This window comes from Novipirellula herctigrandis (assembly GCA_007859835.1).
GTDB classification, from domain to species: Bacteria; Planctomycetota; Planctomycetia; order Pirellulales; family Pirellulaceae; genus Novipirellula_A; species Novipirellula_A herctigrandis.
In genome coordinates this window covers 473,772-489,646 of sequence record SJPJ01000002.1, presented here as the reverse complement: position 1 = coordinate 489,646, position 15,875 = coordinate 473,772, and the positions used below count along the sequence as shown (strand labels likewise).

16 protein-coding genes and 1 pseudogene are annotated in these 15,875 nt (G+C 52.3%); 10 read left to right on the top strand and 7 right to left on the bottom strand.

The annotated features are described in order from the left end of the window. Positions 1–35: 35 nt before the first annotated feature. From CA13_RS32650 to CA13_RS32630, 5 genes are read right to left on the bottom strand one after another with little or no spacing between them, the layout of a single operon-like run. Entirely contained in the window at positions 36–1,175 is a 1,140-nt protein-coding gene (locus tag CA13_RS32650) for a CaiB/BaiF CoA transferase family protein (protein WP_146404289.1), read from the bottom strand. Next, entirely contained in the window at positions 1,172–2,710 is a 1,539-nt protein-coding gene (locus CA13_RS32645; RefSeq protein ID WP_146404288.1) for an alpha-L-fucosidase, read from the bottom strand. The genes CA13_RS32650 and CA13_RS32645 overlap by 4 nt, the downstream gene beginning before the upstream one ends. Before the next feature lie 30 nt (positions 2,711–2,740). Next, entirely contained in the window at positions 2,741–3,262 is a 522-nt protein-coding gene (locus CA13_RS32640) for a MaoC family dehydratase (protein WP_146404287.1), read from the bottom strand. Continuing rightward, entirely contained in the window at positions 3,255–4,397 is a 1,143-nt protein-coding gene (locus CA13_RS32635) for a CaiB/BaiF CoA transferase family protein (RefSeq protein WP_146404286.1), read from the bottom strand. Before CA13_RS32635 ends, CA13_RS32640 begins: the two co-directional genes overlap by 8 nt. Continuing rightward, positions 4,394–5,575 carry an ABC transporter substrate-binding protein gene (locus tag CA13_RS32630; RefSeq protein ID WP_146404285.1) on the bottom strand — a complete coding sequence of 394 codons (1,182 nt, stop codon included), beginning with the start codon at positions 5,573–5,575 and terminating at the stop codon, positions 4,394–4,396. Before CA13_RS32630 ends, CA13_RS32635 begins: the two co-directional genes overlap by 4 nt. A 171-nt stretch (positions 5,576–5,746) precedes the next feature. On the opposite strand from CA13_RS32630, the gene CA13_RS32625 reads away from it, so the two are divergent. From CA13_RS32625 to CA13_RS32615, 3 genes are read left to right on the top strand one after another with little or no spacing between them, the layout of a single operon-like run. Further along, positions 5,747–6,511, top strand: coding sequence for an IclR family transcriptional regulator (locus CA13_RS32625; protein ID WP_146404284.1), 765 nt, complete (start codon positions 5,747–5,749; stop codon positions 6,509–6,511). Between the two features lies 1 nt (position 6,512). Beyond that, complete coding sequence (locus CA13_RS32620; protein ID WP_146404283.1) at positions 6,513–6,956, top strand: MaoC family dehydratase; 444 nt, start codon at positions 6,513–6,515, stop codon at positions 6,954–6,956. Positions 6,957–7,015: 59 nt separating this feature from the next. Next, positions 7,016–8,092 carry an L-rhamnose/proton symporter RhaT gene (locus CA13_RS32615; protein WP_419195262.1) on the top strand — a complete coding sequence of 359 codons (1,077 nt, stop codon included), beginning with the start codon at positions 7,016–7,018 and terminating at the stop codon, positions 8,090–8,092. 81 nt (positions 8,093–8,173) lie between these two features. Here the strand turns inward: CA13_RS32615 and CA13_RS32610 are convergent, their stop codons facing one another. After that, a complete protein-coding gene (locus CA13_RS32610; RefSeq protein ID WP_146404281.1) occupies positions 8,174–8,455 on the bottom strand; it encodes a hypothetical protein in 282 nt (93 codons plus the stop codon). 70 nt (positions 8,456–8,525) lie between these two features. Here CA13_RS32610 and CA13_RS32605 point away from each other — a divergent pair, with 70 nt between their 5' ends. The 7 genes from CA13_RS32605 (at position 8,526) to CA13_RS32575 (ending at position 14,942) form a co-directional block, all read left to right on the top strand. Then, the gene (locus tag CA13_RS32605; RefSeq protein ID WP_146404280.1) at positions 8,526–10,295 is read left to right on the top strand and encodes an ExeA family protein; all 1,770 of its coding nucleotides are present in this window, start codon (positions 8,526–8,528) and stop codon (positions 10,293–10,295) included. A 9-nt stretch (positions 10,296–10,304) separates the two neighbouring features. After that, the gene (locus CA13_RS32600; protein WP_146404279.1) at positions 10,305–10,799 is read left to right on the top strand and encodes a hypothetical protein; all 495 of its coding nucleotides are present in this window, start codon (positions 10,305–10,307) and stop codon (positions 10,797–10,799) included. Between the two features lie 14 nt (positions 10,800–10,813). Further along, positions 10,814–11,569 (top strand): polyprenol monophosphomannose synthase, encoded by a 756-nt coding sequence (locus CA13_RS32595; protein WP_146404278.1) that lies wholly within the window; start codon positions 10,814–10,816, stop codon positions 11,567–11,569. A gap of 35 nt (positions 11,570–11,604) precedes the next feature. Beyond that, positions 11,605–12,042 carry a hypothetical protein gene (locus tag CA13_RS32590; RefSeq protein ID WP_146404277.1) on the top strand — a complete coding sequence of 146 codons (438 nt, stop codon included), beginning with the start codon at positions 11,605–11,607 and terminating at the stop codon, positions 12,040–12,042. A 154-nt stretch (positions 12,043–12,196) separates the two neighbouring features. Then, positions 12,197–13,186 (top strand): NAD-dependent epimerase/dehydratase family protein, encoded by a 990-nt coding sequence (locus CA13_RS32585; RefSeq protein ID WP_146404276.1) that lies wholly within the window; start codon positions 12,197–12,199, stop codon positions 13,184–13,186. Between the two features lie 464 nt (positions 13,187–13,650). Beyond that, positions 13,651–14,358 (top strand): ribulose-phosphate 3-epimerase, encoded by a 708-nt coding sequence (gene rpe / locus CA13_RS32580; RefSeq protein ID WP_146404275.1) that lies wholly within the window; start codon positions 13,651–13,653, stop codon positions 14,356–14,358. 2 nt (positions 14,359–14,360) lie between these two features. Continuing rightward, complete coding sequence (locus CA13_RS32575; RefSeq protein WP_419195261.1) at positions 14,361–14,942, top strand: histidine phosphatase family protein; 582 nt, start codon at positions 14,361–14,363, stop codon at positions 14,940–14,942. Positions 14,943–15,403: 461 nt separating this feature from the next. On the opposite strand, the pseudogene CA13_RS35985 reads toward CA13_RS32575, so the two are convergent. Next, a pseudogene (locus tag CA13_RS35985) lies at positions 15,404–15,875 on the bottom strand (DUF4340 domain-containing protein); the annotation flags it as partial.

Below are 15,875 nucleotides of genomic sequence, written 5' to 3'. Positions count from 1 at the left end.
AAGCGGCCAGAAAATACCGCAGCTCTTCTTGATGATCAAATTGCAAACTCTTGATCGATCGCGGCATTATGCTCGCCTAGGTCGCAGGAACCTCGTTCCGCAGTCAATCGCTTACCATCGATTCGTATCGGGCAACATGTGGTTGCGTAGGTTGTTCCGTTACCTCGCATGACCTCCTGAGTCATCCCCAAGATTTGGAACCCTTCGTGGTCCATCATCGTTTTCCAATTCAGGACTTCAGCGCACCAAATGTCTGCTGGTTCAAGAATCGCCAACCAATCGGTTGTCGATCGAGTTTTCAGCAGGTCGACCAATATCTGTTTGATCGTGTCTCGCTCGTCATACCAACTATTGGGGTCGGTGTACTCGGTCAACGCAGGGCAATCCAATAGCGCACCGAGCGCGGGGATACTGCCCATGGCAAGCGACAGATAGCCGTCACTCGTTGCGTAGACTCCATACGGAGCACCAAGAAGTGCGTGTGCGTTATTGGTTTTGGTTCGCTGGGGAAGTTCGCCGTCTTGTAAGTAGACCGTCATTGGTTCGAATTGGTAATCGAGCATTGCTTCGAGCATATTGACTTCGACTAATCCACCTTCGCCGCGGACCGATCGGCGTACCAAACAAGCCAAAATTCCGGTTACTAATAACGCGCCAGCCCAAATGTCGGCTACCGCCACGCCGACCGGTACTGGCCCGTCGGATGCATTGCCACTGAGCCAAGTCATGCCCGACAACGACTGTGCCAAAAGATCCTGACCTGCCTTTTCTCGCCAAGGACCCTCTTTGCCGTATCCACTAATCTCGCCATATACAACGGTTGGGTTCGTCGCTTTGACGCTTTTGTAGTCCAAGCCAAACCGGTCGATCACGCCCGGGCGAAAGTTGTGAATGACTACATCGGCTCGGTCGATCAATTGTCTGACCTTCGCTAGGTCATCGGCATTTTTTAGGTCCGCTTGGTAGCCTTCCTTGTTGCGATTGATCGCGTGAAAAATCGTCGATTCGCCGTCGATGTCCACATCCGAAACGTATAAATGGCGACAAATGTCACCTGTTTCGGGGCGTTCGATTTTGATCACGCGAGCCCCCAGGTCCGCCAGTCGAAGACTAGCGGAAGGTCCCGACAAGAATTGGCTTAAATCGACAACGAGAATATCTTCGAGCGGTTTCATTGTTCTCTCTTGATTCGGAACACGAGAGCGTGCTTCAGGGCGGTGTCGGATGGTACTTCGATCATCAAACCATCGACGCTGCGTTTCCAATTGATTTTTTCATCGTGACCGACAAGCGAAACGTCGTTGATCTCACCGCGATAAGTCGCTGTGCCCAACCAACCACATCGGACATCTTTTCCATCTTTGGGAATTCCCAGCGCGATCGCGTATAGGTTTCCGTTGTTGGTCGTGTAGCGAATGTCATCATCCGAAAATCCCTTGAAGCCAACGTCGGATAGATGCCCTACGGGAGTCACCGTGGGACCTTCGCCAAACATCAACCAAGGACGCGACCCATAGATCGCTTCCCCATTGACTTTCAACCATTCGCCTATCCCCAATAGAATTTTCTTTTGCTCTTCGGGGATCAAGCCATCGGGGGTGGGTGCAACATTCAGCAACATACATCCGTTCTTGCTGACGATGTCGATGAGGTCATGGACAACTCGATCCACCGGATAAACATCCATGTCAACCGCGTAGGCCCACGTTGAAGGTGAAATCGATGTGTCGGTCAGCCACGGGTCTGGATAGATGTCAGGCATGCGACTGCGTTCCAGGTCAACCGTCGCTGTTCCAATAGCCAAATCGGGACGCTTGTAGGTCAATACGGGTTCTTGGCCATTCTTCATTGCATGGTTGTAGTAGCCAGCGGCCATTTGCATGCGGGCTTTTTCAGTTAGGATCTGCATGCGGTTGTCAAACCACAGCAAGTCCGGTGCGTAGCCGGTTACGACTTCGTTGATCTTTTCGAGCCACACTTTTTCAAATTCATCCGAAGGCATCGGATCGGTCCACATGTTCGAACGGACTGCGTACCGCAAACCGACGCCTTGTGCTCGGATGGATGGAAGCGGTTCGCCGTAGAGGGATGCGTACTTGGGGTCCCCTGCGTCGGTGTTTTTGTCCCATGTCGGATACCAACCCCAAAGCCATGAATGGTGCATGCTGACCAGAAACTTCAAACCACGCTTTTCGACAGCCTTTTTCATCTCGGCAACGACGTCACGTTTGGGGCCTTTGTCGACGGCATTCCAGGGATTGACTTTCGAATCCCACATCGAAAAACCATCGGCGTGTTCGCCTACGGGGCCTGCGAACCGAGCGCCCGCTTTCACATAGATGTCGACCCATTCGTCGGCGTTGAAGTTTTCCGCAGTAAACAGCGGCGCAAAGTCTTTGTACCCAAACTCATCCAGTTCGCCGAAACGCTGCAGGTGTTCGACATTGTTCGGATGGCCTTCCTTGTACATGTTTCGGCCGTACCAGTCGGTGTTGCTGTGGCCTCGCGGAGCAGAGTACAGACCCCAGTGAGCGTAGATTCCAAATTTCGCATCGCGGAACCAATCGGGGCACTTGTACTGTTGCAGTGATTCCCAATCGGCCTTGAAAGCAGCACTGGAAGGGCTATCGGAAGGTTCCTCTGCTGAGAGCGGATAACCTGCGATACAGCAAGCAATCGACAGCACGGAGGTAAGGAGCAAGCTTTTCATGTTGGATTCCCTGAGGGGAGTGATTTGGGGCTAAACCTTCTTTTCCAATTCGCCGGTCCATTTTGATGGATCACGATATTTGACAGTCTGTAAGTGCTCGGCGTACATCACCAACTCACCTTCGTTCTTAAAAATCTCGTAGCTAACGACAACCAAGCCCATTTCTTTGTACTTTGGCCGTTTGCTTAAATGCGTGCGAATCGTGTAGATCGTATCGCCGATAAAGACGGGTTTGATAAAACGCAGTTTGTCGTAGCCGTAGCTGAAGGTATGGACGTTGTTGTTTGCCATCAGACCGAGGCCATAGCTGAAAACTTGAGCTCCGGCGACGAGACGTTTTCCGAACGCACCTTCGTTTTCTGCGAAACGTTGATCGCCGACGTAGGGATGCATGTCCAACACCATTGCGTTAAACATCATCGCTTCGCCTTCGGAAATTGTCCGGCAAATCGAACGGCGTTTCAGACCGATCTCGAAGTCCTCGTACATCCAATCTTCGACATTGAACGAGGGAACTTCGGCGTGCTTTTCAGGAGGGGTTTGTTCAGGCATCGGAGATCTCTTTCAGAACTCGATCGGTATCGCTGCCAACGCGCGGTGCAGCATCCGTGCAGAACAATCGCTCGCCATTAATTCGAATAGGGCAGCGCAGAGTCTTCACGACGGAATCGGCACGACGGACTTCTTGTTCCATCTCTAAAATTTGGTATCCGCCTCGCTCGCGAAGTTCGTCATAGGTCAGCACCTCTGCACACCAAACATCAGCCGGTTCCAACAGCTGCAACCAATGCGATGTGGATTCTGTTTTTAGTTTGTCAGCGATCTCTTGACGGATAGCGTCCGCGTGCTGAAAACGGGATCGTTTGTCCGTGTACTGAGCGATCTGCGCCAATTCTAACATTTGCCCGAGCACGTCAAGCGGTCCCATCGCTAAGGCTAAATGTCCGTTGCTGGTCGGATAAACGCCGTAGGGTGCACCTTGATAAGGATGTGCGGCAAAGCGAGGGCTTCGGTTTGGCAATCGGTGACCATCGTTCAAAAATGTCGTCAAAGCCTCGAATTGCATATCAATGGTCGATTCGACCAGGCTCACTTCGACCAACGCACCTTGTTTGGTTTTTCCGCGACGCACTAGCGCCGCCAAGATACCTTGAGCAAAATGGACGCCGCAAATTGCGTCAGCAGATGCGAGTCCAAACGGCACCGGCGGGGAATCGCGACGACCCGATAGGAACATCAAACCGGTCATTGATTGAGCCAAAAGGTCCTGCCCTGGCTTGTTTCGCCATGGTCCTTCCTTGCCGTACCCCGACACTTCGCCATAGATAATCCCAGGGTTTAATTGGCGAACGACATCATAGTTGAGGCCGAGTTTGTCCATCACACCCGGGCGAAAGTTATGCGTCATCACGTCCGCACGAGCGACAAGCTTCTTCACGGTTGCCAAGTCCTCGGGGTCTTTCAGGTTGGCTGCGAACGATTGTTTCCCTCGATTGATCGTATGAAAAACTAGGCTGTCACCATCGACGAACAGGTTCTTTGTCGCCAATTGCCGACAAGCTTCGCCTTTTACCGGACGCTCGATTTTGATGACGGTTGCCCCAAGATCCGCCAATCGTAATCCCGCCCAAGGGCCGGCGAGATATTGACAGAACTCAAGCACCAATAGCCCTTCGAGTGGCCTCATAGAGATTTTCCTTGTTGCGATGCGCGATACATTGCGTTCAATTGTTCGAGCACTTTCTTAGGGTCGCCACCGTCCATCAAGTAGGCACGGATTGGGGCGCCACCGCCATCGCGACCTTGGAATTGAAGACTTCCGCTATAGCGAGGTCGCAAGTAGGCGCGATCCAAACAAGGCAACGTGTCGCAGAAATAATTGTCTGTTCGGCGATTCATTTCATCGTCGAGCCACGCTTTGCGATAACCGGGTTGTCCGCCATTTTCGGTGAATTGTGTTTGTTGGCATTCGGCACCGGCAACCATTTTCACATACGCGGTCGCCGTGTCCAAATGTTTGCATTTACTTGAAACGGCTAGCCCCGTGCCTCCCAGAGTCGTTCGCAGCGGGCCATCTTTGTATTGAACCACGTCACCGTATTTTAATCGTCGGCGTGCATAGCCGGCTCGAGCGTAGTTGGAATAGCCGTAAGCGAACGGGCAGTACGCCCATTCGTCGTGTTGGGTCATCATTTCGTAAATGCGAATCGGGTTCCACTCGAATGATTCGACGGGCAACCAATTGGCTAACTCTCGGAGCCGTTCAAGTATTTCTAATCCCAGCGTCTCTGAAATGACTTCCTCTTCACTCGTAAACAAACCGCCTTCGCTAACATCGTCGCTCAATCGGCAACCGAGCATGTAGAAATTCATCAACGTGTCTTGCGCGATTCCGGGAACGAGTACCAAGCCACAGCGGGCCAATGCAAGAAGTTCCTCCCATGTCGCGGGGACGGTTGTATCATTTTGCGCCAACAAATCCGGGCGCCATGAAGCGACGGGGGTTGCCGCATCGATCGCCAACGCCCATTGCTGGTCATCAAACGAATAGCTTTCGAATGACGGACCCACCGTTTGTTCGGCTTGATCCGCAAGGTAATCCGAGGGCAACAGTGAATTGAGCGATTTCAAAACGCCATGTTCGGATGCAAAACCCGCCCAGGGATGGTCGATCACAAGCAGGTCGTATTTGGCGGCCAATTCCTCAAGCGGCTGATCGGCGAACTCTTGCAGAGAACGCTTTTCCCACGAGATCGACACGCCGGGGTGCAATTCACCAAAGCGTTGGGCTGTCGCGACCATTGGAACGTAGCCCCGAGTGTGGTCCCAAGTGATACCGCGAAGGTGGACAGGAGGATGAGTCATCGAGAGTCACGCGTTTTTACGGACAAGAATTAGATTTCATATATGAAAACACTTGTGCGGCAACTGGTCAAGCGGTATTTTAGAATACTGTCGTTTATTTTTGCATTGTGAATTGCGCGCTGGGTCACGAAACACGCCCATTCCGTCTCTTTCGTCTTTTTGGTGTGGCTAATGTCCGCAGCGATCAAATACAGCGTTCCTGCGTTCGACCACGGTCTTGACCTGATGGAATTGTTGTTGGCATCGCCCGAATCGCTCTCTCAGAAAGCGATTGCGTTAGAGACTGGCAAGCCAGTTAGTTCCGTGTTTCGTCTTTTGAATTGTCTCGAGCAGCGCGGGTATGTGCAGCGCGACCCCGGTTCGGGTGAATACCGCCCGACCATGCGATTGTACAGTTTGGCTCAGTTATGTCCGGCGCATCAACGTTTCCGTGACGTCGCATCGGGACCAATGCGCGAGCTTGCTCATACGGTTGGCGAATCGTGTCATTTGTCGATTCTTGATGGTGGTAGGGTACGAGTGATCCACAATCAACCGAGTCCCCATATGCACTCGCTGAACATCAGCGAAGAGACAACCTACGCGGCGGTGCAAACCACCGCTGGCAAATTGTTGCTGGCCCATTTGCCGATCGAAACACGCAACCTTTGGCTTCAAAGCGACACGGACTATTTGGAAATGACTGCTCCACAGCGATCAAAGGTTGACGCACAGTTGAAGTCGTTGCAACGCAAATTCGAACTAGTGGCTCCTAGTTCTCCGACACCCGGTGTGTTGGATGTCGATATTTTGATTCCCCGCGTGTGGCTTGGCGAAGACGTCGTCCTTGGTGTTCCCTGTATTTTGAAGTGGACTCAGAAAACACAAAACTCCGTCTTACTACCAGCGGTGCGTCAAGCGGTTGACCGACTCACCGAGATTTTTAGAAAGGCATAGCATGTTTCAAGAGACTTATTACGAAGACTACCAAATCGATTCCCAACGTACGACGCTTGGGCGAACGATTACCGAGGCCGATATTGTGCTGCACGCCGGCCAAACAGGCGACTTTTTTCCGCACCATATGGACGCTGAGTGGTGCAAGACTCAGGATTTCAAACAACGCATCGTTCACGGTACTTTGACTTTTTCTGTCGGCGTTGGCTTAACGGCAAACGAAATTAACCCGGTCGCAATGAGTTACGGTTACGATCGGCTGCGGTTTTTGAAGCCCGTCTTTATTAACGACACGTTACACACGGTCGTCACGATCTCGGAAAAACGGGACCATCACAAGCGGCCTGAGATGGGGATTGTCACGGAACACTTGGAAGTGGTCAATCAACATGGCGATACGGTATTGGTATGCGACCATTTGCTCTTTGTCAGCAAGAAACAGTAGCAACTTTTCCCATAACATACATATTTGTTTTCTTTCACTCGCACGGCGAAGGTTTTTTGATGGTTCCCAATCCAATAGTCGGTGCCGCACTCCATGCAGTCGGCGCTTTGTCTTCCTCGAGTTGCTACACGCCTCAGAAAAAGACGAAGGCATGGTCGTGGGAAATTTACTGGATTGCTCAAGCCTCGTTCGCTTGGTTGATTCTTCCGATCATCGGTGCGTTTTTGACTATCCCGAATTACATCGATGTGCTGGCGAGTGTTCCCGGCGATGTGATGTTGCGTTCGTTCGTCCTCGGTGCCATTTATGGAATTGGTGGACTGACGTTTGGACTCGGGATTCGGTACATCGGGTTTTCGCTGAACTATGCCATCGCGATTGGCATTTCCGCAGGACTTGGGACAATCTTTCCGCTAATTTGGAATCCCAATGATGGATTCGTTTGGTTGCTCGATGACAAGTTTTCGACGACGCCGGGACAGATTGTTTTGGCAGGAATCATCCTTTCGCTACTTGGCATTCTGTTCTGCGGATGGGCCGGCGCTCTTCGCGAAAAATCCAACAATGCCGATGGCAGTGAATCGAAAAGCCAGTTCTCGTTTCGCGTCGGAGTGCCGCTGGCAATCATGGCGGGTGTCTTGTCGGCTCTGTTTAACTTTGCATTGTTGGCGGGTGAACCGCTCGAAAAAGCTGCTTTGGCGAACGGTGCAAATGAGCTATTGAAAATGAATGCGATCTATCCGTTTTCGAATGGCGGAGCGTTTTTCACCAACTTTATCGGCTGCCTTTTCTTGATTCGCCGCAATGGCTCCGCCAGCCAATTGGTGCGTCTGCCAAAAGAGAGCGGAGGAAACCTGGGCTTCTATTACTTGATGGCGCTAGTAAGCGGTGCGTTTTGGTATTTTCAGTTCTTCTTCTACGGAATGGGCCACGCAAATATGGGCACCAAGTACGGATTCACTAGCTGGGCCCTGCACATGTCGATGCTGATTCTGTTCAGCAACATTTTCGGGTTCGTGTTTCGCGAATGGGAAGGAGCCGACCGCAAACCGAAGCGAGTATTGCACATCGGCATGGCAATCATCGTGATCGCAACGCTGGTGATCACCTATGGCAATTACCTCGGTGAACAGTAGTTACCTCGGTGAGCCGTCGTTGGGTGAGCCGTCGTTATACAGTTGTCTAATTGGGAGCGAGGACGCAAGTGCTTCGCTTCGCTAGGTATCTGTAATTGCTTGGAATCTCTCAACGCAATCGCCAATCGAGATGCGGCGTATCTCATTCGTATGTTTGTCGCGCACGTATATTTCGCCTCGCTTTTGCGTGATTGGGGGCACCGTAACTGCAACGATGTCGAGTTTGTCGTTATCGGGTGTTAAGCGGAGTGACGGTTGAGTTTCATTGCGTTTGGCGTGAAACGCGAATGGATGCAAAAAGTGGCATTGATAGCGAGTTGGCTTTGGAATCAGCTCAGGATTGGTGGCGATTGTGCCGATCATACCGATTATAGGGAACCACCTTCCGCTTGGTTCGCTGAATTTCGCCACTCCAAAAGAGACTCATAGAACGATGTGTCCTTCTGAACAATCCTCTGCATCGCAATACGTTATTCCCCCATTTCCCGCGTTTCCGAGCGTGAGTCGCTACGTACCTTTGGGGTCGATTGCGGACGCCATGACACGCGTTTGCCGAAGCGTCGATGCTCGTGAGGGCGTTTCATTGGTGGTCGGACCATCGGGTACGGGTAAATCGCTTCTTTGCTCTCTGTTGGTTGACCGTTATCGTGAAACTCACGATGTCGTGATCCTGAATGAAACGCCGATTGAAACTCGTGCAGGATATCTTCGTCATTTACTCCATCACCTTGGTGCTGACTATCGCGAGCTGAACGATTCGGATCTGCAATTGGCGCTTGTCGACCGCGTGTCGGGAAGTGATTCTAATAATGAAGGCTTGTTGATTATCATCGACGAGGCGCAAGCGTTGGATGCCGAAGTGCTAGAAGCGATTCGCATGTCGACAAACATCCATCGTCAAGGAGAGCCGCGTGTTTTCGCCGTGGTTGTTGGTGGCGTGAAACTTGACGACGCCTTGACTTCGCCAGCACTCGAAGCGTTCACTCAGCGGATAGCGGCACGATGCTATTTGCATCCAATGAACAGCGAAGAAACGCGGCACTATATCCATGAAACGATCCGTGCGTGTGGTGCGGACCCGGGCAGCACGATTACGGACCCGGCGATTGCCTCGGTTCATCACGCGTGTTGTGGCGTGCCACGGTTAATCAATCAAATCATGACCGAAGCGATTGATATCGCGGAAGAGTCCGATCAGACATTAATCGCCGAGCTGATGATCGACCGTGCCTGGGCTCAATTGCAACAATTGCCTAGTCCCATGATCGAACCACCAACGCTGCAGTCGAGTGAATCGACCATCGAGTTTGGCGAGCTTGATGAACTTGGTTCGGCTTCATACGCTGACCACAAAGAAAAACCGATTCAAGAAGTCGCGATCGAGAACGAGATGGAATTGTTGGCACCGATGACTCGTGAAACGATTGCGAACGAGAACATGGTCAGTGGTGATATTATCACCGATGAGCCGGTCGACGTGCTGGAAACCGAATTGGATAGCTCGCAGACGATCGAACAGGCACTGTCCGAAGAAGCACCGCCCGCCCAAGTCGTGGTAAACCCCGAAGAGGTCTTTGGCGAATTTGAGGATGAGGAAGACGTTTATGTCGGCAACAGAGTGATGCCGGTTTTATTGCCCTGTGCGGTTGAAGGTGCGGTTGAAGGTGCGGTTGAAGGTGCGGTTGAAGGTGCGTCGGCCGATGTGGCGAACGAAACCGCTGAACGAACGTCTTCAAATCAAGAAACGCAGCCTGCCGAAATCGAAGCGATGCTGCATCAAGAGATCATCGGGATATCCGATTTGGCCTTAGCGTCCGAAATTTATGCGGCTGATCATTGCCAAGGGGATTGCCAAAGTTGTGGCTGTGGTGGCGAGGCCGATTTGGAAGCGGAATCACGAGTGGATTCGAAACAGGAATTGCATCAAGAATCGGATTCGGTTGACAATGCCAATGTTGAACCGGAGCCAGTCGTGTCGCTCCACATTCATGACAATGTAGCGATCGAAGAATCGATTGAAGATGACGCCAGCATTCAAAGTGGCGGGATTCTCATCGGCGACGATAGTGATCTACTAATCATCGAAGATGACATGGATCTTTGTCATCGGACGGATTCGGCATCGGTCGAAAGCGAAGAGACGAAAGTGTCGGTCGACTTTCGAGCCATGCTTCACCGCATGCGAACCGGAACCGAAGGGTAGACACTCACTATGTCGCTACGACGACTTGCTGTCGAATTGATACGAATGAGCCGACACGAGTCAACCACTCCGGTGTTGGTGACGCCTGTCGAAATCACGCTGCGCGCGGATTTCTACGCAGCGTTGGCAAAGGATATTGCCAGCGAAGGGGGCTGCGGGACTCGTTTTGATCTGGTGAGTCCCGTGGGCGGTTTTTTGCAGGCGGCTCGGAATATATTGGCCTCTTGGAATGTCCGACGAATCAATCGCACGCTCCGTCAATGCAACGCGAAAGGCCTGCCGGTCGAACTCGCGTTGACGGCAAATATTGCTCGCCCAGCGTCAATTGATAATTTCGCATCATCTGATCAAAACGATGCCCAATCGGTTCGACCAATCGTTGTCGGCATTTGTCATGGTTTGGCCGATTTGCCCAAGTGGACGTCTCCGATTCACTTAACGGGGTCGCCAAATTCCGAGACATCTTTACAATCAAGACTCGTTTCTGTTGATCTGGCTCACTGAACCCTCGCACTCCCTTGGTTAACCAAACACTCCCCCACGCCTTACCGGATAAAACGTCGTCCATTCGTGTTCTCGTTGGCGTTTGCACGTACAACGAAGCGGCGAATATTCGCCTTCTGATTGATCGGATCAGCGACGCATTGCCCGAAGCAGACATCTTGATCGTTGACGACAATTCGCCCGACGGCACGGCTCGGATCGTCAATGAAGAATACAAGGACGATACATCGATTCGCGTCCTTGTTCGCGAAAACGAGCGAGGGCTTGGTGGTGCGATTCGGCGTGCGATCGGTGAAGCGATTGTCGGTGACTACGATTTCTTTATCAATCTTGATGGTGACCTGAGCCACGATCCTGCTCAATTGCCCTCCATGTTGCATAAGATGATCGACTCGTCTGCGATGGCGGTGGTCATTGGCTCGCGATACGTCAAAGGCGGCAAGTTGGTCGGATGGCCGTGGCATCGGCGAGTCATGAGTCGGGTTTTGAATCGATTTGCGACGCTGTGTCTTGGTTTGCCAGTGAAGGATTGTAGCGGGTCAATGCGATGTTACCGAGTTTCCTCGCTCAAGAAGGTCGATTTGGATCAATTGCAGAGCCAAGGTTATTCTTTGCTTGAGGAATTGTTGGTTCAATTGAATAAACAGGGTGCCAAGATGGGCGAAGTGCCGATCACATTCACCGACCGGGAACGTGGGAAGAGTAAATTGACCTTTCGTGAAGCGATTCGATCGATCGCACATATGCTTCGGCTTGGGATGACGCGCTAGATGGTCGTCCAATCAAATCTAAAACGGGATCAATCATGTTCGCACTCGATGTTGTCTCACGCGTCATTCACATAGCCACGGCCATCACGTTGGTTGGCGGATCGACGTTCATGCTTCTGGTGCTAATGCCATCGGCAAAACAGCTTGATGATGCGTCTCACCAACGGTTGTCGCAATTGGTCATCGGACGTTGGAAACGGTTCGTACATGCTGGTATTTTGTTGTTTATTCTCAGTGGAATTTACAACTATGTCCGAGCGATTCCAAATCATGAAGGTGATGGGATCTATCACGCGTTAGTGGGCACCAAGATACTCATCGCGCTGGTGATCTTCTTTCTCGCATCCGGCTTGGTCGGAAAGAGCAGCAAATTGGAGTGGATGCGAAAAGAACGAGCCAAGTGGCTGGCGCGAATGTTGGTCTTGGCGGTGGTGGTTGTCGTGATTTCGGGTTTTTTGAAGGTCTCCGGGTAAGGCAAACATCAGGAATGGATGTTGGAAAGGGGCTGGTTGAAAAGGCTCTGAGCGTGAATCTTTTTGGCTGTCTGCGAAATTCGGTAGCGCGTTTAGAAGTGTTTCGCGGGCGAGATACCATCCGATGACTCTGTAGGGATTTGAGTGCAAAGAGATGCGAGTGTTTGTAACTGGTGGTACAGGACTTCTTGGTAATTCAATCCTGCGACAATTGGAACAGGCGGGGCATGAAACCGTCGCCCTTGTGCGACGAGAACCCGAGTCGCGCGTATTCGGTGGGCTTTTGACTGAGCCCGTAATTGGTGATCTGTCGAGTGTCGACGCTATCGATCGTACGATCCGTCACTCTGATGCCGTTATTCATTGTGCAGGGCTAATTCATCTTGGTTGGAAGCGGCTAGCGGAATCGATGCGAGTTAACGCCGATGGGACTCGTTCGATCGTCGATGCATGCATCGCCCATGATCGCAAGTTGGTTCACGTGGGAACCGTCGACGCAGTCGCAATCGGATCACGAAGTGCGCCGTCAAACGAAACCACGCCGATCGATGAAACCAATTCGCAAATCCCCTGTAACTACGTCGTTAGCAAACGAGCGGGGGTCGACGAAGTCATCAGCGGCGTCCAGCGTGGATTGCGGGCCGCGATTGTGCATCCCGGTTTCATGCTTGGGCCTTGGGATTGGAAACCGAGTAGCGGGCGAATGATTCTGGAAGTCGGAAAAGCATGGCGACCGTTTGCACCTCGAGGCGGATGTTGTGTGTGCGATTCGCGGAACGTAGCATCCGCAGCCATCACCGCGATTGAGAAAGGTGGCGATAGCGGCAGAGCGTTTATCTTGGGTGGGCACAACATCACCTACCTTCAACTTTGGCGCGAGATTGCAAGCCGTATGGGAACACGCGTGCCCATTGCCCGCACCGGTCCGATCGCTCTCTGGGTTGCCGGCCAAGTGGGCGATCTTAGCGCACGTATCACTGGCAACGAAGGAGACATTAACAGTGCCATCGTTCGAATGAGCAGCTTATTTCATTGGCACGACTCATCACGAGCTGAAGCGGAACTTGACTACAAAATCGGCGATCTATCTCGCACCCTCGACGACGCGGTGGCCTGGGTCAGAAAACATCATTCGCTGTCGTAATCAGCCTGTTCGGCAAGAGAGCGTGTCCGCTGACGAAGCGGTGCGAAAATGTCGTTGCTAGCAAAATTGCGGGGGGCCAGTGGGCTTAGCGCTGAAATGGTCATTTCCGGCGTAAAATTGGATTTGGGTGGCGGAAATTTTCAAACTTTTTATGGTTGTTTGATTTCCCTTGTTCGGTTTTTGACTCTCCGATTTACGTGTTCTGTGCGAATCAATGTTGCCAAAACCCTTCTGGTGGGTGGTTGTGTCAGAAAGTCGCGAATTGACAGGTGACCTGCGGCGCGATCAGGCTATTGGGCGTTCGATCGGCATGGCGTCTGCAACGTGAAGGTCGAACAACCAAGGTGACTGCCAAAAGCGTCACCGGCCTGCAGCATGAGGCGATTGTCAAATCGGTTGGCTGCATAAGACCAATCTTCATTTGGTTTGAAGATTGGGAATCAATACACGATGTGAGAATTTGGATGCCCCGAGCGACGCTCGATGCGATACGCGAACTGACTCCGGCAATCATGCCGAGCATTTTGTCGTGTGACTTTGGTGATATGAAATCCGAAGTGACACGGCTGACCGATGCGGGTGCCCAGGCACTGCACCTGGATGTGATGGATGGTCACTTCGTTCCCAATTTGACTTTCGGAATGCCGATGGTTTCTGGGCTTCGGCGGCATACTGATTTGCCGCTGGATGTTCATTTGATGATCAGCGAACCACTTCGCTATGCTAAGCCCATGGTCCAAGCCGGGGCGGATGTGTTGACGTTCCATGTTGAGGCGGTGGAGGATGCCGCGTTTGTTGCGAAAGAGTTTCGCAAACTTGGCGTCGGTGTCGGGGTTGCACTTGATTCGGATACGAAGCTAACGGACCTCGAACCATGCCTCGATTTTGTGGATATGGTCTTGGTGATGAGCGTAAAGGCGGGTTTTGGTGGGCAGTCGTTCAATCCTATCTCGCTCGAAAAACTTCGGTTGCTTCGCGACAATCATCCCGAATTGCTGCTGCAGATCGACGGTGGAATGAACACCGAGACGATCGTGCTGGCGCGTGACGCGGGCTGCGACTTGTTTGTCGTCGGTTCGTCGATCATTCACAGCGATGATTATTCGGAAGCATTCGCTGAGCTCGACCAGGCGATCAAGTCGGCGACCGCAACACGAGGGGTGAAGGCATAATGATGTTACGGATGCCAGTTTTGTCTCGCGTTCTCGTCATTCGTCCGGGCGCGACCAAGTTTGATGATGAACAGCGAATCAAGGGTTCGTTGGACATGCCGATGAGTGATCAGGGGCGTGCACAGGTTGATTTGCTTGCGGCCGAGCTAGCAGATATCCGCGTGAAGACCATTTTTGCAGCGCCTTGTGAGTCGGCTCGCGAAACGGCTGAGCGTTTGGCCAAGGGCCGTGACGTGCGTGTGAAGGTGATCGATGCCTTTAAGAACATTGATCATGGTTTGTGGCACGGGAAATTGCTCGAAGAAATGCGTCGTAACCAACCGCGTGTTTACCGAACGGGGCAAGAATCACCGGACGATCTTTGTCCTCCAGGTGGCGAATCGATCCGTGATGCGCGTGCTCGCGTCGTCAAGGCGATTCGAAAGGTCGTAAAAAAAAGCCGTGAAGAGATGGTCGCCGTTGTTGCCCCTGAGCCGATGGCGTCGATTATTCGCAGTGCTCTTAGCGGCGAGCCATTAGTGAACCTTTGGCAAGCGGAAACCGATTCGGCAACTTGGGATCTAGTAGAATCGGAATCCCGATAGCCCTCTTTTGGCACTCGGTTGTTTACTCAGCGGCCTCAGGATCCCAAAACGGTGCTCAGAGGCTCTTTTGGAACGCCGAAGCAATTACCCAAGGGCAACCCTCTGATCGCCTTAAGCAGTCTAAGGGCGGCGGCGAAGCAGGGGTGGCTAGATGGACAGCGCCGATGTGCGTTTGGCATACTCGTCCGGATGATTCTCGCATTTGAAGCCGGTATCAAGCAAACCGTTGCTGCGCCGGAACGTCGGTCGCCTATCGTAGCGTTTTTGGGCGCGCAGATTGTGTTTGAGTACAGATCGGTTTGCCTAGCGGTGGCATGGGTTTGCGGCCTTTGCCCCGGCCTCGCAAAATAATCCGCGTTGGGCAAGTAAGACGTTGGGCAAGTAAGACGTTGGGCGAGTAAGACGTTGGGCGAGTAAGACGTTGGGGCAAACCCGCCGTTGTCAGGATGACCTGTTATTGACTATTGCCCAGGAGCACCAAAGTTAAACTGAGGCATGCCGCCCATGTTGGGCATTCCGCCTTGTGGTGGTTGCTGAGCGTTGTCTGCACCTGCCATTTGAATCAACTCTTCTCGAGTGACTCGCAGTTTTCGGTAGGTGTCTTCAGGAATCACGTAGTACCAATCGGCGAACCGAGCATTCAATTCGCGAACGCGGCGACGTGCTGTTTCGAGTTGATCGTTTCGCTCGTCCAATTTCCGCTGGTTCTCTTTGGTGATCTTCTCTTGCTCGGACTGCAATCGCTCCATCTTCTCTTCTTCACTCAATTGCTCATCCGCGGCAGGTTCTTGCATAGCAGTTGCTTCTTCAGTTGCTTCTTCAGTTGCTTCTTCAGTTGCTTCTTGTTGCGCTTCGCCTTGACCGGTCGTCTCGCCGCTTCCCTCCAGTTCCGATTCACCTGATTCGGTGGATGGTTCTTCCACAGCAGGTGTC